Source organism: Sphingomonas leidyi (genome assembly GCF_011761945.1).
Lineage (GTDB): Bacteria > Pseudomonadota > Alphaproteobacteria > Sphingomonadales > Sphingomonadaceae > Sphingomonas > Sphingomonas leidyi.
In genome coordinates, this window is record NZ_JAASQV010000004.1 from 194,690 (window position 1) to 212,703 (window position 18,014).

16 protein-coding genes and 2 riboswitches are annotated in these 18,014 nt (G+C 68.2%); of the genes, 3 read left to right on the forward strand and 13 right to left on the reverse strand.

Annotated features, from left to right (window positions below; translation table 11 throughout):
* Window positions 1–2: 2 nt before the first annotated feature.
* The 8 genes from FHR20_RS18445 to FHR20_RS18480 all read right to left on the reverse strand — a co-directional run bounded on the left by FHR20_RS18445 (window position 3) and on the right by FHR20_RS18480 (window position 6,767).
* Complete coding sequence (locus FHR20_RS18445) at window positions 3–338, reverse strand: phage tail protein (protein WP_167301075.1); 336 nt, start codon at window positions 336–338, stop codon at window positions 3–5.
* Window positions 339–544: 206 nt separating this feature from the next.
* Entirely contained in the window at window positions 545–2,119 is a 1,575-nt protein-coding gene (gene gcvPB / locus FHR20_RS18450; protein ID WP_167301076.1) for an aminomethyl-transferring glycine dehydrogenase subunit GcvPB, read from the reverse strand.
* The gene (gene gcvPA / locus FHR20_RS18455; protein WP_167301077.1) at window positions 2,116–3,474 is read right to left on the reverse strand and encodes an aminomethyl-transferring glycine dehydrogenase subunit GcvPA; all 1,359 of its coding nucleotides are present in this window, start codon (window positions 3,472–3,474) and stop codon (window positions 2,116–2,118) included. Before gcvPA ends, gcvPB begins: the two co-directional genes overlap by 4 nt.
* A gap of 10 nt (window positions 3,475–3,484) precedes the next feature.
* Window positions 3,485–3,973 (reverse strand): hypothetical protein, encoded by a 489-nt coding sequence (locus FHR20_RS18460; protein WP_167301078.1) that lies wholly within the window; start codon window positions 3,971–3,973, stop codon window positions 3,485–3,487.
* Window positions 3,970–4,341, reverse strand: a complete 372-nt coding sequence (gene gcvH, locus FHR20_RS18465; protein WP_167301079.1) for a glycine cleavage system protein GcvH — start codon at window positions 4,339–4,341, stop codon at window positions 3,970–3,972. The genes FHR20_RS18460 and gcvH overlap by 4 nt, the downstream gene beginning before the upstream one ends.
* Window positions 4,341–5,477, reverse strand: a complete 1,137-nt coding sequence (gene gcvT / locus FHR20_RS18470; protein WP_167301191.1) for a glycine cleavage system aminomethyltransferase GcvT — start codon at window positions 5,475–5,477, stop codon at window positions 4,341–4,343. The genes gcvH and gcvT overlap by 1 nt, the downstream gene beginning before the upstream one ends.
* A gap of 95 nt (window positions 5,478–5,572) precedes the next feature.
* Window positions 5,573–5,662: riboswitch (glycine riboswitch) on the reverse strand.
* A gap of 1 nt (window position 5,663) precedes the next feature.
* Window positions 5,664–5,752, reverse strand: a riboswitch (glycine riboswitch).
* A gap of 38 nt (window positions 5,753–5,790) precedes the next feature.
* Entirely contained in the window at window positions 5,791–6,123 is a 333-nt protein-coding gene (locus FHR20_RS18475; RefSeq protein WP_167301080.1) for a DHCW motif cupin fold protein, read from the reverse strand.
* Complete coding sequence (locus FHR20_RS18480; protein ID WP_208413740.1) at window positions 6,120–6,767, reverse strand: hypothetical protein; 648 nt, start codon at window positions 6,765–6,767, stop codon at window positions 6,120–6,122. The genes FHR20_RS18475 and FHR20_RS18480 overlap by 4 nt, the downstream gene beginning before the upstream one ends.
* Before the next feature lie 108 nt (window positions 6,768–6,875).
* Here FHR20_RS18480 and ispH point away from each other — a divergent pair, with 108 nt between their 5' ends.
* The 3 genes from ispH to rnhA all read left to right on the forward strand — a co-directional run bounded on the left by ispH (window position 6,876) and on the right by rnhA (window position 9,322).
* Window positions 6,876–7,829 (forward strand): 4-hydroxy-3-methylbut-2-enyl diphosphate reductase, encoded by a 954-nt coding sequence (gene ispH / locus FHR20_RS18485; RefSeq protein ID WP_167301081.1) that lies wholly within the window; start codon window positions 6,876–6,878, stop codon window positions 7,827–7,829.
* An 87-nt stretch (window positions 7,830–7,916) separates the two neighbouring features.
* Complete coding sequence (gene thrB / locus FHR20_RS18490; RefSeq protein ID WP_167301082.1) at window positions 7,917–8,885, forward strand: homoserine kinase; 969 nt, start codon at window positions 7,917–7,919, stop codon at window positions 8,883–8,885.
* Window positions 8,885–9,322, forward strand: coding sequence for a ribonuclease HI (gene rnhA / locus FHR20_RS18495; protein WP_167301083.1), 438 nt, complete (start codon window positions 8,885–8,887; stop codon window positions 9,320–9,322). Before thrB ends, rnhA begins: the two co-directional genes overlap by 1 nt.
* A 25-nt stretch (window positions 9,323–9,347) precedes the next feature.
* Here the strand turns inward: rnhA and FHR20_RS18500 are convergent, their stop codons facing one another.
* From FHR20_RS18500 to FHR20_RS18520, 5 genes are all read right to left on the reverse strand, one after another.
* Window positions 9,348–10,553, reverse strand: coding sequence for a serine hydrolase domain-containing protein (locus FHR20_RS18500; protein WP_167301084.1), 1,206 nt, complete (start codon window positions 10,551–10,553; stop codon window positions 9,348–9,350).
* Complete coding sequence (locus FHR20_RS18505) at window positions 10,553–13,006, reverse strand: beta-mannosidase (protein ID WP_167301085.1); 2,454 nt, start codon at window positions 13,004–13,006, stop codon at window positions 10,553–10,555. The genes FHR20_RS18500 and FHR20_RS18505 overlap by 1 nt, the downstream gene beginning before the upstream one ends.
* 139 nt (window positions 13,007–13,145) lie before the next feature.
* Window positions 13,146–13,844, reverse strand: a complete 699-nt coding sequence (locus tag FHR20_RS18510) for a TetR/AcrR family transcriptional regulator (protein WP_137863127.1) — start codon at window positions 13,842–13,844, stop codon at window positions 13,146–13,148.
* Window positions 13,845–13,987: 143 nt separating this feature from the next.
* Window positions 13,988–16,195, reverse strand: coding sequence for a TonB-dependent receptor (locus FHR20_RS18515; protein WP_167301086.1), 2,208 nt, complete (start codon window positions 16,193–16,195; stop codon window positions 13,988–13,990).
* Between the two features lie 105 nt (window positions 16,196–16,300).
* A complete protein-coding gene (locus tag FHR20_RS18520) occupies window positions 16,301–17,941 on the reverse strand; it encodes an AMP-binding protein (protein WP_167301087.1) in 1,641 nt (546 codons plus the stop codon).
* Between the last annotated feature and the right edge of the window lie 73 nt (window positions 17,942–18,014).

An 18,014-nucleotide genomic window follows, 5' to 3' on the forward strand; every position in this document is an offset into this window, starting at 1 on the left:
GCTCAGGGGTGCCGGGGGTAATCGCCGCGCACCGCGATGCAATAGCGCAGCTGCTTCTGCGGGTCGGTCGCCGCGGCGGGGATCACCTTGCGCAGATCGGGCAGCGCGAAGTCCGTCCTGCCGTCGCCGCCATAGCTGTTGCCCAGCAGCGTGAAGAGCACCTGATAGTTGCGGATGGGCAGGAGCCGGCCATCGGCTTCGACCCAGCCATCGGGGCAATAGCGGACGGGAAAGAGCATGATCTCGCCGACAAAGGGGTCGTTGCCCGCATAGGCCGGCATCGGCGCGGAAAACGTGGCGGCGGCGATGGCGGTGGCGGCGAGCAGCGCGGTCTTCATGTCGGATTCCCCTTTGTCCGTTTCGCGGCACGCTGCCCCGGCGGCACGCGACAGGGCAAACCGCATTTGCACGGTTTCGGGGCTATCGGTCTGCGGCGCAAAGGAAAATGTCCTATCGGCAGCAGACACCCAAGAGAAAGGGCCGAGGCATGAAGCCCCGGCCCTTCGCTATTCGGCCCTCCCCCGAGGGAAGAGGATGCCGGGGACTATTCCGCCGCTTCGGCTGCGGCCGGCGCCTTCCACGCCAGCACCGGCTTGCGCGCGGCGAGCGTCTCGTCGAGGCGGCGGCGCGGAGCGAAGTGCGGCGCGGTGCGGATCGTCGGGTCGCCGTTCTTGGCGCGGGCGGCCACGCTGCGGAAGGCGCCGATGAACTGGTCGAGCGTCGCCTTGCTCTCGGTCTCGGTCGGCTCCACCAGCATCGCGCCGTGGACGACGAGCGGGAAATAGACCGTCATCGGGTGATAGCCCTCGTCGATCAGCCCCTTGGCGATGTCGATGGTCGACAGGCCTTCGGGCAGGCCCCTGTCGCTGAAGATCGCCTCGTGCATGCACGGCCCGTACTTGGCGAAGGGCGCGTCGAGCACGTCCTCCATCGAGCGCAGGATATAGTTGGCGTTGAGCACCGAATCCTCGGCGACCTGGCGCAGGCCGTCGGCGCCGTGGCTGAGGATATAGGTCAGCGCACGCGTGAACATGCCCATCTGGCCGTTGAAGGCGGTCATGCGGCCGAAGGTGCCGGCATGATGCTCGCCCGCGGTCTCTTCCTCGACCAGGTGGAACTTGTCGCCGTCCTTCTCGACGAAGGGCAAAGGCGCATAGGGCGCCAGCGCCGCCGACAGCACGACCGGGCCCGAGCCCGGGCCGCCGCCGCCATGCGGCGTCGAGAAGGTCTTGTGCAGGTTGATGTGCATCGCATCGACGCCGAGATCGCCCGGGCGCACCCGGCCGACGATCGCGTTGAAGTTGGCGCCGTCGCAATAGACATAGCCGCCCGCCGCGTGGACCGCGTCCGAGATCGCCTTCATGTCGCGCTCGAACAGGCCGCAGGTATTGGGGTTGGTGATCATCACGCCGGCGATGTCCGGGCCGAGGCGCGCCTTGAGCGCCTCGAGGTCGACGCGGCCATCCTCGGTGGCGGGGATGTCCTCGACCGAGAAGCCGGCGAACGCCGCAGTGGCCGGGTTGGTGCCGTGCGCGCTGGTCGGGACGAGCAGAATCTTGCGGTCCTGCTGGCCCTGCGCGTCGAGCGCCGAGCGGATCGCGAGGATGCCGCAAAGCTCGCCATGCGCGCCGGCCTTGGGGCTCATCGCCACCGCCTGCATGCCGGTGAGCGTGATCAGCCAGTGCGCGAGCTGGTCGATGACTTCCAGCGCGCCCTGCACCGTGTCGACGGGCGCGAGCGGATGGATGTCGGCAAAGCCCGGCAGGCGCGCCATGCGCTCGTTGAGGCGCGGATTATGCTTCATCGTGCACGAGCCGAGCGGGAACAGGCCCAGGTCGATCGCGTAGTTCTGGCGGCTGAGGCGGGTGTAATGGCGCACCGTCTCGGGCTCGGACAGGCCGGGCAGGCCGATCTCGCTGTCGCGATAGAGATCGCCGAAGCGCGGCTTACCGATCGGCACCGAATCGAAATCGACGCCGGTGGTCTCGCTCGATCCGATCTCGAAGATCAGCGCTTCTTCGAGCATCAGTGCGCGGTTGCCGGTGAAGGTCGAGATATCGCTGGCCTCGCCCGCTTCCGGGGTGGTGGGGCGCCAGCCGGACTGGTTGATCGTGCTCATGCCAGCACCTCCTCGAGTGCGGAGGCAAGCGTCTCGACGTCCTCCCGCGTAGTAGTTTCGGTGACGGCGACGATCAGGCCGTTCTGGAGTGCGTCGGCGCCCGGATAGAGGCGGCCGAGCGAGACGCCGGCGAGGATGCCCTGGTCCGCGAGTTGACGCACAACCGGGCGTGCTTCCTTCGAAAGCTTCAGCGTGAACTCGTTGAAGAAGGTCGGGGTGACCAGCTCGACACCCGGCACCCGGGCCAGGCGGCCGGCAGCCTGATCCGCACCGGCATAATTGAGCATGGCGAGCTGGCGCAGGCCCTTCTCGCCCAGCAAAGTCATGTGCACCGACATGGCGAGCGCGCAGAGCACCGAGCTGGTGCAGATGTTCGACGTCGCCTTCTCGCGGCGGATATGCTGCTCGCGGGTGCTGAGCGTCAGCACATAGCCGCGCTTGCCCTCGGCATCGACCGTCTCGCCGCAGAGGCGGCCCGGCATCTGGCGGACCAGCTTCTCCGAACAGGCGAACAGGCCGACATAGGGCCCGCCGAACTGCAGGCCGACGCCGAGCGACTGGCCCTCGCCCACCACGATGTCCGCGCCCATCTCGCCCGGCGCCTTGATCGCGCCCAGCGCGACGGGCTCCGTCACCACGGCGACGAGCAGTGCCTTCTTCGCATGCGCGGCCTCGGCAAGCTTGGAGAGATCGGCGATGCGGCCGAGAATGTCGGGATACTGGACCACGACGCACGAGGTGTCGTCGTCGATCTGGGCGATCAGGTCATCGGTATCCGGGGTCGGGCTCAGCGTCGGCAGCGACGTGACCAGCTGGTCGCCGGTGAACCTGGCCATGGTCTCGGCGACCGAGACATAATGCGGGTGGAGGCCGCCCGAGAGGATCGCCTTGCCGCGCTTCGTCACGCGGCGGGCCATGGTGATGGCTTCCCAGCACGCGGTCGAGCCGTCGTACATCGAGGCGTTCGCCACGTCGCAGCCGAGCAGCCGCGCGATTTGCGACTGGAACTCGAACATCATCTGCAGCGTGCCCTGCGCGATTTCCGGCTGATAGGGCGTGTAGGCGGTGAGGAACTCGCCGCGCTGGATGATGTGGTCGACGCTCGCCGGCACATGGTGGCGATAGGCGCCGGCGCCGAGGAAGAAGGGCGCCGCCCCCGCCGCCAGGTTCTTCGCCGCCAGCCTGGTCATGTGGCGTTCGACGGCAAGCTCGCTGGCATGCATCGGCAGGCCGGCGATCGGGCCGTCGAGCACCGCGCTGGCGGGCACGTCGGCGAAGAGGTCGTCGATCGACCTGGCGCCGACGACGCCGAGCATCGCCTCGCGATCGGGCTGGGTAAGGGGCAGGTAGCGCATCAGGGCCTTCTCAATTGGTGTTCGCAGGAGCGCCCTCGGACGGAGTCCAGGCGCGGATATCGGAGGGTTCGATGCCGGCGGAGCGATCGGTGCCGCCCACCCCGGTGCAGCTGTCCTCGGCCACCCGACCGGTGATCACGACATAGCGATGCTGGAAGGGCGCGGCCTGCCGGTCGAAGGCCGCATCGCCCCCGATGCCTATCATCGGAATCGCCTGCATTTCGTTCCAGGCGGCCCACTGCGCCTTGCGCCCCTCGGGCGAGGCCTTGGCGCTGCCGGCGGCGCGCTTGAAGGCATCGCCATGGGAATCCCATGTCTGCCTGCTCGCGGTCATGTGGCAATCATAGCCGGCGCACCCGCCGAGATAGCCGGCCAGCCGAACGGGCTTGCCCTTCAGCGCCTCGCATTGCGCGAGATACCGCTCGACCGTCAGCAGCTGCGGTTCCCCGCAGCTGCCGAGCAGGGCCGTTGCGGCGCCAAGGGCAAGTACCCGGATCACAGCTTCGAGACGTATTCCTGATAGGCGCTGTCGTTCATCAGGCTCTCCAGCTCGCCGGCGTCGCTGAGCGTGAGCTTGAAGAACCAGCCTTCGCCCTCGGGGTCCTCGTTGACCAGCGCGGGGTTGTCGGCGAGCTCGGCATTGCCCTCGATCACCGTGCCCGAGACCGGCGCATAGACGTCCGAGGCAGCCTTGACCGACTCGACGACGGCGGCATCGTCGCCCTTCGACACCTGCTTGCCCTCGTCCGGCACTTCGACGAACACGATGTCGCCGAGCTGGCTCTGGGCATATTCGGTGATGCCGACGGTCGCGGTGTCGCCGTCGACATCGACCCACTCATGGTCCTCGGTGAAATAGCGGCTCATCAGGCTCCCTTTCTGACGTAACGATGGGGGACGAAGGGCATCTTCACGACCTCCGCCGAATGGATCTTGCCGCGCTGGGCAAGGGTGATCTTCGTGCCGGGTTCGGCGCTGGCCGCCGGCACATAGGCCATGGCGATCGGCTGCTGCAGCGTCGGCGCGAAGCCGCCGCTCGTGACCTTGCCGACTTCGTTGCCGTCCGCATCGAGGACGAGACCGCCCTCGCGGACCGGCTGGCGCCCCTCCACGACGAGGCCGACCCGCTTGAGGATCGAACCATTCTCGCGCTCGAGCATGATGCGGGCGTGGCCGGGGAAGCCGCCTTCCTCGCGGCGGCGCTTCTTGAGCGCGAAGCCGAGCGCGGCCGCCACCGGCGTGGTCTCGGCGTCGAGATCATGGCCATAGAGCGGCAGATCGGCCTCCAGGCGCAGTGAATCGCGGGCGCCCAGGCCGATCGGCTTCACTTCGGGCTCGGCGGTGATCGCATCGGCCAGCGCCGCGGCTGCCTCGACGGGCACGGAGAGCTCGAACCCGTCCTCGCCGGTATAGCCCGAGCGGCTGATCCACAGGTCATGGCCCTGCCACTGGAAGGGCGCGCCCTGCATGAAGACCAGGGCGGAGACGCCGGGGACCACGCGCTCCAGCGCGGCGGCCGCCTCGGGGCCCTGGAGCGCGAGCAGGGCATGGTCCTCCATGTGGTTCATGCCGACCTCGTCGGGCAGGAACTCGCGGAAATGGGCGATGTCGTCCCATTTGCAGGCGCCGTTGACGACCATATAGACTTCGCCTTCGCCAAGGCGGGTCAGCATCAGGTCGTCGAGGATGCCGCCATTCTCGGCCATCAGCAGCGAATAGACCGGGTGCGCGAGCTTCGCGGCCTGGATGTCCGCGGGCATCAGCGCCTCCAGCGCAGCCTCGACGCCTTCGCCGGTGAAGGTCAGCTGGCCCATATGGCTCACGTCGAACAGCCCGGCATGCGCACGCACCCAGAGGTGCTCGGCCATGATGCCTTCATATTGTACGGGCATCTCGTAGCCGGCGAAGGGAACCATGCGGCCGCCCCTGGCGCGGTGCCACTGGTCGAGCGGAAGCAGGCGAAGCTCCTCGGTGCCGTCCCCGCCTTCGGGATCGCCGCTCATGGGCTGGTCCTGGACTTGCTGGCTCATCGCGGCACTCCGGATTCGAGAGGAACTCGACGAAACGGCGCGGAATCCTCGCGCACCGTTCCATCGCCCCCTCTGTCACGGAACCTGAGAGCTTTCGCCAGTCGCCTGGCTTACCCCTTCGGTGGGACGTGGCCGGGCCGCGTCCGCTTTCCAGAGTGTCGTGCCCGCGCGGTCCCTTGTGCCTGAGAGATTCCGGGGCGGTTGCTCCTTCGGCGGTGGGTAACCCCACACTCTCCCGCGCGTGCCTGTCGACGGTGCGCAGCCTTGGCCGCACCCTCGATTCGAGTCAATCGACGATGAAGAGCTTTGCGCCGGTTGTCGTCGAGGAGCGGTGCGCCGCGTCGCCGAAATCGGACACCTGGTACGACATGCCCGCAGTCAGCCGGACATGCCGGCCGTCCTTGAGCTCGCTCACGATCTCGCCCTCGAGCACGAGCAGCACATGCCCGCGATCGCACCAGTGATCGGCCAGATAGCCCGGCGAATATTCCACCATCCGCACGCGCAGGTCGCCCGCCGCGAAGCTTTGCCACCAGGCCATCCCGGTTTCCCCGGGATGCTCGGTGCGCGGAATCGCCGCCCAGTCGGTAGCGGTGAAGGCCAGCTCGGGCAGCTTCACCGCGTGACGTTGTACTTCAGCTGGTCCTCGGTCAGCTGGAAGCCGACCAGCGCCTCGAACGTGGCCGAGAGCACCGCGCCGCGGATCGAGGGATCGGCCAGCGGATCCATCGCCGCCGCCTGCTCGCCGGCCTTGCGCTTCTCGGTGAGGCGCTTGCGGACCTCGTCCGGCAGCGTCGCCGCGCTGCGGTCGACATAAGTGGTGGCGGTGCCGCTGGTCTGGGCACGCAACTGGCCCGGTTCGAAATGCACGGTGACGCGGTTGATCCGCTTGGCGACCACCGAGGTGCCGCCGCGCACCACCGTCACGAAATAGGGAAAGCTGACGTCGCGCGCGCCGTCGTCGCTCTGGCGGCGCGCCAGCACGTCGAAATTGACCGTGGTGACGACCTGCTGGCCGGCATCGTCGCAGGTCGACGTGACGTTGGTCATCACCGCATTGACGTCGATCGCGCTCGACTCGCGGCTGGTCGCCGGGTTGAAGATGGTCATGTCGCCCGTGCCGGCGGGAATCGCGACGTGCGGGCAAGCCGAGCGCACCGCCGTGACGCCGGCACCACCGCCATTGGCATCGATTTCGCCGGTACGGCTGCATGCGCCGAGCGCGAGCGGGATCAGAGCGAAAACGGCGAGGTTGCGGACCAAGACGGAAACCCTTTCAAACACACGGGACCAGATGGGGTCCAAAACGGCGCGCAGCATAGGAACCGCGTTGAGCCCGCGCAAGCAATCGCGTAGGTGCGAGGCGGAACTATGGCAGACCCTGTAAAACCCTTCCTCGAGCTGCTGATCGCAGCGCCCCGCGGCTTCTGCGCCGGCGTCGACCGTGCCATTCGCATCGTCGAGCTGGCGATCGAGAAGTACGGCGCCCCCGTCTATGTGCGCCACGAGATCGTGCACAACAAATATGTGGTCGACAGCCTGAAGGCGAAGGGCGCGATCTTCGTCGAGGAGCTCGACCAGGTGCCCGACGACGTGCCGGTGGTCTTCTCCGCGCACGGCGTGCCCAAGGCGGTGCCGGCCAAGGCGGAGGAGCGCGGCCTCGAATATCTCGACGCCACCTGCCCGCTCGTCTCCAAGGTCCATCGCCAGGCCGAGCGGCTGGTCGCCGCCGGGCGGCACATATTGTTCATCGGCCATGCCGGCCACCCGGAAGTGATCGGCACCTTCGGCCAGGTGCCCGCAGGGTCGATGACGCTGGTGGAGACGCCGGCCGATGCCGAGGCCGTGCAGGTCTCCGATCCCGCCAACCTCGCCTTCCTCACCCAGACCACGCTTTCGGTGGACGATACGGCGGCGACGCTGGCGGTGCTCCAGCGCCGCTTCCCGGACATCCTTGCCCCTGGCCCGAACGACATCTGCTATGCGACCACCAACCGCCAGGGCGCGGTGAAGGCGATCGCCTCGTCGGTCGACCTGGTGCTGATCATCGGCGGCCGGAACTCGTCCAATTCGCTCCGCCTCGTCGAAGTCGCCGAGCGGCAGGGCACCACCGCGCATCTGATCCAGCGCGCGGAGGACGTGGACTGGGACTGGTTCGCCGGCGTGGGCACGGTCGGCGTCAGCGCGGGCGCTTCGGCCCCCGAGCTGCTGGTCCGCGAGCTCGTCGACAAATTGTCCGAGCGCTTCGAGGTGAGCGAACGCGAAGTGGAAACGGTACCCGAGAACGTCACCTTCAAGCTGCCGCGCGGACTGGAAGCGGCTTGATGCACGCCCCAAGCACAACTGCGGTTGTGCGCGGGGCGCCGGCAGGAGATGGGTCGCCCCGCTCGCGGGGATGACGAAGGGGGAAATGTGGCAGTCTATACGCAGGTTTCGGCGGAGGCGCTGAGCGCGTTCCTCGACAGGTTCGACGTCGGCGAACTCGTCTCGGCCAAGGGCATCGCCGAGGGCGTGGAGAATTCCAACTACCTGGTGGACACGACGAAGAGCCGCTTCATCCTGACGCTCTACGAGAAGCGCGTCGCTGCTGGCGACCTGCCCTATTTCATGGCGCTGCTCGATCATCTGGCGGGCAAGGGCCTGCCGGTGCCGCCGGCGGTGCCCGACCGCGCCGGCACGCTGATCCACGAACTGGAGGGACGCCCGGCCTGCCTGATCCAGTTCCTCTCGGGCGTCTCCGTATCGCACCCGACACCGGCCCAGGCGCACGCCGCCGCCGAGGCGATGGGCAGGATGCATGCCGCCGCCGCCGACTTCCCGCTCGACCGGCCCAACTCGATGGGCTTCGACACCTGGCTGCCGCTGTTCGAGCGCTGCGGCCACAGCCTCGACGAGATCCAGCCCGGCCTCTACGACGATATCGGCTTCGCCCTCGACGATGTGCGCTCCGCATGGCCTGGCGACTATCTGGACCGCTGCGCGATCCATGCCGACCTCTTCCCCGACAATGTGCTGATGCTCGGCAATCGGGTCACCGGCCTGATCGACTTCTATTTCGCCTGTACCGACATCCGGGTCTATGATCTCGCGGTGATGCATGCCGCCTGGTCGTTCGACGCCAGCGGCCGCGCGCACGACAAGGCGGTCGGCGACGCACTGATCCAGGGCTATGCGCAAAGCTTTCCGCTCAGCGATCTGGAGCGGGCGGAATTCCCGGTGCTGGCAACCGGTGCCTGCATCCGCTTCACCTTGTCGCGCGCCTGGGACTGGCTCAACACGCCCGCGGACGCGCTGGTGACGCGCAAGGATCCCCTCGCCTTCTGGCGACGCGTGAAAACCTATGACAACGCCCTCGGCAGCCGGCTAAGGACGCTCGCCTGATGGAATTGCAACATGTCGAGATCGCCACCGATGGCGCGTGCAAGGGCAACCCGGGCAAGGGCGGCTGGGGCGTGGTGCTGCGCATGGGCGGCGTCGAGAAGGAACTCTCCGGCGGCGAGAAGCACACCACCAACAACCGCATGGAGCTGATGGCGGCGATCCAGGGGCTGAACGCGCTCAAGCGCCCCTGCCACGTCACCCTGTCGACCGACAGCCGCTACGTGATGGACGGCCTGACCAAGTGGATCCATGGCTGGCTGAAGAACGGCTGGAAGACCGCCGACAAGAAGCCGGTGAAGAATGCGGACCTGTGGCAGGAACTGCTCGCCGCCGCCAAGCCGCACCGCGTGGAATGGGTGTGGGTGAAGGGCCATGCCGGCCATCCCGACAACGAGCGCGCCGACAAGCTGGCCAGCGACGCCGCGCTCGCCGCCTAAGGGCCGGCGCCCCGCCTCCACCGCTTCAGGCGCCGAGCGCGCCCGCCATCAGCGTCTGGGTGATCTCCTGCAGCGGCGGCGCCGCATAGGACAGGAGCTGTATCATCCCCACGAACGCGAGATCGTTCTCGGGGTCGACCCAGAACCAGGTGCCCGCGGCGCCGTCCCAATGATAGGTGCCGCGCCCCACCGGCACCCCGGCAAGGGCGGGATCGGTGAAGACCACGCCGTTATAGCCATAGCCGAAGCCGGGCCGGAACTTCTGGTGCCCGGCGACGAAGCGCGTCTCGAGCAGCGCGTCGGGCAGGCGGTTGGTCATCTGCGCGCGCACGCCCGCGGCACTGACGATCCGGCGCCCCGCCAGCGTTCCGCCGTTCAGCAGCATCTGCGCATAGCGGGCATAGTCGAGCGCCGTCGAATAGAGCCCGGCACCCCCCATGGCGAGGCCGGGCTCGCGCTCCGGATCCGGGCGCATCGGATTGACCGCGAGCTTCTCCAGCGGTCCGTCCAGCGGCTTGAAATAGAGGCTGGCGAGGCGATGGCGCCGCTCCGGCGGCACGAAGAAGCCGGTATCGACCATGCCCAGCGGCTCGAAGATGCGCGTGCGCATGAAGTCGGCCAGGCGCTGGCCGCTCAGCCGCTCGACGATCGCCCCCTGCACGTCCATCGACAGGCTGTAGCGCCACAAGGTCCCGGGCTGGTGCGCGAGCGGCACCGTCGCCAGCCGGGCGACCATCTCGTCCAGATCCGCGGCGCCGAGGATGCGCGCCTGCCGGTACAGCGCCTCGATCCGGTCCTTCGGCTCGCCGAGCGGCAGGCCATAGGCGAAGCCGGCACGGTGCGTCATCAGTTCGGCCATGGTCGGCGGATGATCGGGCGCGACGCGGCCATCCTCTCCCGCCAGCACCTGGAGATCGGCCAGTTCGGGGAGGTGGCGCGCGATGGGATCCTCAGGCCGCCACAAGCCCTGGTCGTGCAGGATCATCATCGCCGTGGCGGTGATCGGCTTGGTCATCGAGAAGATGCGGAAGATCGCGTCCTCGGCGAGCGGCGTGCCGGCTTCGATGTCGTCCAGGCCCAGGCTGCGGATGCGCGCGATCCGGCCATGGCGCAGCGTGAGCGTGACCGCGCCGGCGACCACGCCCGCATCGATCCGCGCCTGTATCGCGGCATCGACGGCATCGAGCCCGCCGGCGGCGAGGCCGACCTGCTCCGGGGCGACCCGCTCCATCAGTTGCGCCCGTTCCAGCTGGAGACCCGGATCGCTTCGGAGCGTATTTCGCCGCCGCCGGCGCGCGTGATCGTGACGATGCGCTCCTCGCCCCCCGCCAGGTCGAAATGATTGTCGCTGAAGCGCAGCGCCGGATCGTCCGAGCGGAGCCGGACGGCGAGCGCATAGCGTTCCGCCGCGATGCCGATGCGCAGCCCGGCGCCCATCGGCTCGCAGCGCACCCGCAGCCCGGGATCGGGCGCCAGCGCCAGATCCTTCACCGGCGCAAGGAGCGTCCGGTTCGCGGGGAACGCCCCGCCGGCACTGCGCACCGTCAGCGCATGCGCCGCGGAATGCGCGGCAGGGCCCCGCCAGATACAGGCGCTGCCATTCGCCGCCGCTTCGAACGGCACCCGCTCCTCCCGCTCGGCGCCGCCGGCCAGCCGCGCCAGCGCGATGACGGCGATGTCGCGGACCGGCGCGAGCCCGTCATTGGTGATCCACAGCTCCGCAGCATCGCCGTCCAGCCGGAACGACGCCAGCACCGGCGCGAAGGCGCGGCGGGTGGCGTACCATGCCGATTTGGCGACACCGTCATGGTCGATCAGGCTCCAGCTCACGCAGGGCCAGCAATCATTGTGCTGCCAGATCAGCGCGCCCGAACAATGCGGCTTGCGGCGGCGATAATGCTCGATGCCGAACTTCAGCCCCTCGGCCTGGGTGAGCATGGTGAAATCGACATAATCGGCAAGCGTCGCCGGCAGGCCGGTGACCGGCGCCATCATCGCGCTCGCCTTGTCGGCCACGTCCTTGATCCGATCGAGAAATCCCTGGCTGCCCAGCACCAGGTCCTCGGGCGCCATCCAGCGCTCGAGCGTGCCGATATCGGGCGCGCCCTGGATGCCGAACTCGCTGACGAAGCGGGCCATGTCCTCGGCATAGCGCGTGAAGGCGACGCCTTCGGGCGAGCTGTCGTTGCCGCCCATCGCATCGGTGTCCGGCACCAGCGGGATGCCGTGCCACACCGTCCAGTTGTGGACGTCGCCGCCGCGCATGGAATTGGGGCTCGGGCCGCCCCAGGGGCTGCTCGGCCAATAGGGCGTGGCGGGATCGAGATCGGCGAGAATGCCGGGAATCAGTTCGTCGTAGAATTTCAGCCCGGCCAGCGGCGTGGCGGTGCCGGCGGCGTGGTCGGCGAAGAACTGGATGCCCTGATTCTCGTTGTTGCCGCACCAGAGCGCCAGGCAGGCATGGTGGCGCAGGCGCGACACCTGCTCGACCACTTCGGCACGGACATTCTCGACAAAGGCGGGATCGTCGTCCGGATAGGGCGCGCAGGCGAACATGAAATCCTGCCACACCAGCAGGCCGAGCCGGTCGCACTCCGCATAGAAGATGTCGTGCTCGTAGATGCCGCCGCCCCAGACGCGGATCATGTTCATGTTGGCGCCGACCGCGCGATCGAGCAGGTCGCGATAACTGGCATCCGGGATCGCGCCGACGAAGGAACTCGCGGGCACCCAGTTGGCGCCCTTGGCGAAGATCGGGACGCCGTTGAGCACGAAGCGGAAGAAGCTGGTGCCCGGCTCGTCGGGATCCGGCGACTGGTCGATCGCGATGGTGCGGATGCCGACACGGTGGCGGATCGCCTGCCCGTCGATGGTCGCGACCAGCGTGTAGAGCGGCTGTGCGCCCAGCTCGGCAGTCCACCAGAGCTGGGGGTCGGGCACCGTCATCGCGACCGGGCCCGAACCGTGCCGGGACGCGCGGGCGACGGAAATGCCAGCGGGGTCGAGCAGTTCGACGGCGACGTCGACAGGCCCGGAGAGATCGAGATCGACCGTGACTTCCGCTGCCCCCGCGATCGAGCGCGTCGTGAAGTTCAGGCTGCGGAGCGTCGCCGCGCGCCGGGGCTCGATGCGCGCCGGCTTCCAGATGCCGATGGTCGGCAGGTCGGGCCCCCAGTCCCAGCCCCAGCCGAACTGCGCCTTGCGCATCAGCGTGCGGCGCGAGCGGCTGATCCGATCGGTGAAGACCGGCCAGACGGGCAGCGGCGCGCCGGCGACCTTCGCGGCGGTGGGGTGGAAGCGGATGCCGAGATCGTGCGTGCCGGGCGCATGCCCGGACAGGTCGAAGCGCCAGCTGCGGAACATGTTGTCGGCGCTGCCGATCGGCACTCCGTCCAGATGGATGTCGGCAAAGGTGTCGAGACCTTCGAACACCAGCGCGTCATCGCCGCCGATCTCGATCCGCGCATGCCACCACCATTCGCGGTCGCGCACCCAGGCCGCGGCCGCCTCGTTCCGCCCGGCATAGGGATCGGCGAGCCGGCCCGCCTCGATCAGCGCGCGATAGGTGTCGCCGGGCGCATCGGCGGGGATCCAGCCCGCGCCCTGCCCGTGCGCGGCGCCGGCGGGCCCGCCTTCGCCGGGCGCAAAATCCCGTATCCGCCAGGCACTGACGAATTCGCTCATGATCCAGCCCTCTTCAGTTTCGGAGGCGCGCCGATCGGGCGGCGGACGCCTCCATATTCACCTCACAAGAACATCCGCATGCGTCGGCGCCGCCATCCTCGCTCGGCGACAACGGGCGCGAACGGGGAACCCCATGGGGTCAGCCGGCCGCCGCCGCCCGGGCCTCGGCACGGTCGCGACAAATGCCTTCGAAGCCGAACGCCAGGAAGCGCGCCATGCGCGCCTTCACCGCGGGAAAATCCTCGGACTTGCACAGCCCCTGGGACAGTTGGTCGATGCGGCCGGTGCGGGCCAGGGTCATCACCAGCGCGCCGGTGACGAAATGATAGCCCCAGAAAATATCCTCTTCCGGGCATTCCGGCAGCGCCTGCTTGAGCAGCCCGATCAGCTTGAGCACGACCGGATCGAAATGCTCGTCGAACAGCTTGGCGCCCCAGACCGGCGCCATCGCCACCTGGGCGCCCAGGCCGGCGAAGTTGCGCCAGCCCTCGCCGCCCTGGATGTAGAGATCGAGATCGGTGTCGAGGAACGCGCGCAGCGCCCCCTCCACCGTCGGCTTGCCGCGGCATTCGCCGGCATAGCGATCGAGCGCCGCCATGCGCTTGTCCGCCGTCACATGAGCGCGACGGGCGAAGACGGCGTCGAACATCGCCTTCTTGTCGTCGAAATAATAATGGAGGAGCGAGGTGTGGACGTCCGCCTGCTGCGCCACGTCCTTCAGCGTCACGCCATAGAGCCCGCGCTGCGAGAAGAGATATTCCGCCGCGTCGAGGATCACTTCCAGCGTCTCGGCGCGCTGCTGCGCCTTGGTGCGCCGCTTGGGCTTGGCTTCGGTCATTGTCGCTCCATCGATCGACGCGCCCCTGCCGCCAGCAATTGCCGAAGAAGAAAGGCCCGCCTGATCCATGGCTTTTGTCTATCTTGGTCCCGGATGCAAATGCCGCCCCGCGGACCGGCCGGCGCCGGCCCGCGGGCACGGGATCAGAAGGTGCGGCTGACGCGCAGGCCATATTGGCGCGGCGCGCCGGCGAGGCGGCGATTGCCGTTGATCGCCGCGACATAATGCGCGTCGGTCAGGTTGGTCGAATAGGCGGCGATCGACCAGGGGCCGGTCGCGAGCGTCAATTGCGCGTTGACGATGTCGCGCGCGCCGATCCGGTCGCCGCGGGCGACGTTCTGGAACAGCGTACCCCACACCGCGCCGATATGCGCATAGTCGACCCGCGGGGTCAGCGTCGCGTCGCCGCCCAGCGCGATGGTATATTGCGCACCGGCGCTCAGCGTGAACTTCGGCGCATAGGCCTGCTCGTTGCCGGTCAGGTCGAGGCAACGCGCCGTGGTCGGGCCGGTCGCCGGGTTGCAGACGGCAGGCGCGGCGCCGAGCCGGGAATCGGCGGCATGGAAGTTGCCGAGCTCCGAATTCGAGACCGAGCCCGACAGGTCGAACGAGAAGGCATCGAAATTGCCCTGGGCCGAGAATTCGACGCCATAGAGCTTGGTCTTGCCGGGCACATTGTAGATCGACGAGATGCTGGGCGTCGTTGGATCGACGATGTTGACCTGGAAGCCCTTATACTCGTTGTAATAGCCGCCGAGCTGCGTGCGCAGGCGGCCGCCCATGAAGGTGCCCTTCCAGCCGATCTCGTAATCGGTCACGTCCTCGGCGGCGAAGGCGCGGGGCGGCGCGCCGACCAGGTTCGGGCCATTGAGCCCGCCCGCCTTGCTGCCCGTCGCGACAAAGGCATAGAGGAAGTTGCTGGCATCGACCGTCCAGTTGAGCGCCACCTTGCCGTTCAGCTTCTTGTCGGCAGTGAAGTCGTGCTGGGCGAGCTGGAGCGGCGGATATTGGGGCGTGGTCGACACCGCGTCGTTGCGCGACGTGGTGCGCGACCAGCGCGCGCCGACGGTGAGCTGCAATCCCTTGGTCAGCTCGTAGCCGACCTGGCCGAACGCAGCGAGCGCGGACTTGGGATTGGTGCCTTCGATCGCCACGTCGATCAGCACCGGGAACAGGTTGGGCGTCACGTCGCTGAAATAGCCGCCCTTGGGAATGATGATCTTGTCGCTCTGCCAATAGCCGCCGAGCACCCAGGTGAAGGGGCCGGTGTCGGGCGAGACGATGTTGAATTCCTGCGACCAGATCTCCTCGCTGATCTTGTCGTGGAACGCGGTCTGCGGCGCGGCCAGGCTGGGCGCGTTGGCGGTGCCGTCCGAATCATAGTCGATCTGGGTGGTGCCGCGCTGATAGCCGCTGATCGAGCGCAGGGTCACGCCGCCATCGGTGGTATAGGCCATGTTGAGCACGATGCGGCCGAACTCGTCGCGCCCGTTCAGATAGGTGTTGTTGGCGACGTTGAGCGGATCGCCGGTGGCGGTCGCCGGGCCGGCGGGCAGGCCGCCATATTCGATGTTGTTATAGTCGCCCTTCAGCAGCACGCGGAAGTTCGCGCTGGGCTGCCAGAGCATGCTGGCGCGACCGCTATAGTCGCGACGGTTGCCGGGGTTGCCGGTCCAGGGGCCGCTCACATTGTAGAAGGTGTCGCGCCGTTCCATGTTGCCGGCGAAGCGGAATGCCAGCGTATCGCTCGCCGGCAGGTTGACTGCGCCCTGGAGCTTGATGTCGTTGTAATTGCCGTACTGGGCAAGCGCATAGCCCTTCACCATGTCGGTCGACGGGTTCACTTCGGTGATGAACACTGCGCCGCCAGTGGCATTGCCGCCCGCGAACGTGCCCTGCGGGCCGCGCAGCACCTCGACGCTGGCGATGTCGTAATAGGGCTCGGACTGGAAATAGCCCGGCAGCGTGGCGACGCCGTCGCGATAGGTGACGACGCCGACGCCGATGGCGCTGGTCTGCTCGGTCTTGCCGATGCCGCGAATGTTGAACGCATTGCCCTGGCCGGTGGTGTTGACGGTGAGCGAGGGCGTGGCGAACTGGAGCTGCTCCACGCCGTTGACGCTCTTCTTCACCAGGTCGTCGCCGGTCAGCACGGTGGCGGCGACGCCGGTGCGCTGCAGGCTGGTCGAGCGGCGCTCGGCGGTGACGACGATCTCGCTCGAATGGTCGACGGGCGCATCCGCCTGGGCGGCCGGCGCGGGATCGGTGGTGGTGGCGGCGGTCTGCGCCTGCGCGGCGCCCGCGCTCATCAATGCGACGGCAGAAACCGTCAGCCAGCAAAAGGCCTTCATGCTATCCTCCCAAGAGCGCCCCTCTTTGCGAGGTGGCGTTGCGACTCAACTTACTGACTCACGAATCAAGTTGAACATTCATTGATTCATAAATCAAGATCATAATCAGGCAGCCGCGGCGGGATCCGTCCCGAAGCGGCGGCGCAGCGCCTGCTTGTCGATCTTGCCGGTCATCGCGAGGGGCATGCGCTCCACGCGCTCGATCGCATCGGGCATCCACCAGCGCGGGACGGCGCCGTCGAGCGCGGCGCGGATCTCCGCGTCGGTCGCGCCCTGCCCCTCCGCTTCGATCACCAGCACCGGGCGCTCGGTCCATTTGGCATGCGCCCGCCCGATCACCGCGACCAGCGATACCCCCGGCAGGCCGCCGACGATCGCTTCGATCTCGCCCGGGTTGATCCATTCGCCGCCCGACTTGATCAGGTCCTTGGTACGGCCGGTGATCGCGAGATTGCCCTCGGCGTCGATCGTCGCGAGATCGCCGGTGTCGAACCAGCCCTGGGCGTCGGTCGCCGGAGTCTCCTGGCCGAAATAGCAATGGACGGTGCCCGATCCGCGGACCTGGAGATGCCCCTCCACGCCGCGCTGGGCTGCAAGCTCGCCGCCCTCGGCATCGACCAGCCGCAGGTCGACGCCCAGCGGCGGGCGGCCGGCGATGCTGGCCCGGCCGGCATTGCCCGGCGGAGTCACGGTGCCGAGCGGTGCGAGCTCGGTCATGCCCCAGCTGGTCTGGACGCGGACGCCGAGGCGCGACTCGATCCGGTCGATCAGCGCCTGGGGCACGCCGGAGCCGCCGAGCAGCACGCGCCGGAGCGTGGGCAGCGCCGTGCCGGTCTGCTCGAGATGCTCGATCAGCCCGAGCCACACGGTCGGCACGCCCACCGCCAGCGTGACGCCCTCGCTGCGGATCAGCGCGGCCAGGCTCGCGCCGTCATTGTGACAACCCGAGAACACCAGCCGCGCGCCCGAAGCCGGCGCGGCGAAGGGCAGGCCCCAGCCATTGGCGTGGAACATCGGCACGGCGGCGAGGATCGAATCGCCCGCATTGATCCCCATCACATCGCTCTGCAGCAGCGAGAGCGTGACCAGATAGTTGCAGCGATGGCTGTAGGGCACGCCCTTGGGCGCGCCGGTCGTGCCCGAGGTGAAGCAGAGGCCCGCTTCCTCGCGCTCGGAAAAGCCGCCCCAGTCCAGCGCCTTGCCGTGCTCGGCGAGCAACTCCTGCAGTGTCCGTACCGGCACCGCGCCGCAATCGGGCAGCGGGAAATCGGCACCGGGCTCGTCCAGGATCAGCACCTGCACGATGCCCGGGCACAGCCGCACCAGTTCCTCGACCACCGCGCCCTGGTCGGGGCTGGCAGCGAGCAGTCGGTCGCCCGCCTGGCGCACCATGTCGGCAAGCTGCGCGACGCCCAGGCGCGGGTTGAGCGTGTGGCAGCTCACCCCCATGCCGAACGCCGCATACCAGCATTCCATATGGCCCTGGCTGTTCCAGGCGAGCGTGGCGATGCGGTCGCCCCGCGCGATGCCGAGCGCGGCGAAGGCCCCCGAGAGCAAGGTGCTGCGCTCCCGCAACGCCGCATAGTCGATCCGCGCAACCGGGCCGCCAACCCCGCCGCCGGTGACCACCTGCCCCTGCGGATGCCATTTGGCGGCGTGCGCGAGGAACTTGTCGAGCGTCAGCTCATAGGGCTGCAACCGCTCCAGTTCCCGCGCACCCCCCGCCCGGAGCTGCCCCTCATGCATGCCAACGCTCTCCAAAACCTGTGTCTTTTTCTCTCCCCTTGGATGGCACCGGCTCCGATCCCCTGTCAATCTT

Bases quoted from the DNA above. Each gene is read 5' to 3' on its own strand.
- FHR20_RS18445 (WP_167301075.1), bottom strand. From the start codon at position 338: ATGAAGACCGCGCTGCTCGCCGCCACCGCCATCGCCGCCGCCACGTTT.
- gcvPB (WP_167301076.1), bottom strand. From the start codon at position 2,119: ATGAGCACGATCAACCAGTCCGGCTGGCGCCCCACCACCCCGGAAGCG.
- gcvPA (WP_167301077.1), bottom strand. From the start codon at position 3,474: ATGCGCTACCTGCCCCTTACCCAGCCCGATCGCGAGGCGATGCTCGGC.
- gcvH (WP_167301079.1), bottom strand. From the start codon at position 4,341: ATGAGCCGCTATTTCACCGAGGACCATGAGTGGGTCGATGTCGACGGC.
- gcvT (WP_167301191.1), bottom strand. From the start codon at position 5,477: ATGAGCGGCGATCCCGAAGGCGGGGACGGCACCGAGGAGCTTCGCCTG.
- ispH (WP_167301081.1), top strand. From the start codon at position 6,876: ATGGCAGACCCTGTAAAACCCTTCCTCGAGCTGCTGATCGCAGCGCCC.
- rnhA (WP_167301083.1), top strand. From the start codon at position 8,885: ATGGAATTGCAACATGTCGAGATCGCCACCGATGGCGCGTGCAAGGGC.
- FHR20_RS18500 (WP_167301084.1), bottom strand. From the start codon at position 10,553: ATGGAGCGGGTCGCCCCGGAGCAGGTCGGCCTCGCCGCCGGCGGGCTC.
- FHR20_RS18505 (WP_167301085.1), bottom strand. From the start codon at position 13,006: ATGAGCGAATTCGTCAGTGCCTGGCGGATACGGGATTTTGCGCCCGGC.
- FHR20_RS18510 (WP_137863127.1), bottom strand. From the start codon at position 13,844: ATGACCGAAGCCAAGCCCAAGCGGCGCACCAAGGCGCAGCAGCGCGCC.
- FHR20_RS18515 (WP_167301086.1), bottom strand. From the start codon at position 16,195: ATGAAGGCCTTTTGCTGGCTGACGGTTTCTGCCGTCGCATTGATGAGC.
- FHR20_RS18520 (WP_167301087.1), bottom strand. From the start codon at position 17,941: ATGCATGAGGGGCAGCTCCGGGCGGGGGGTGCGCGGGAACTGGAGCGG.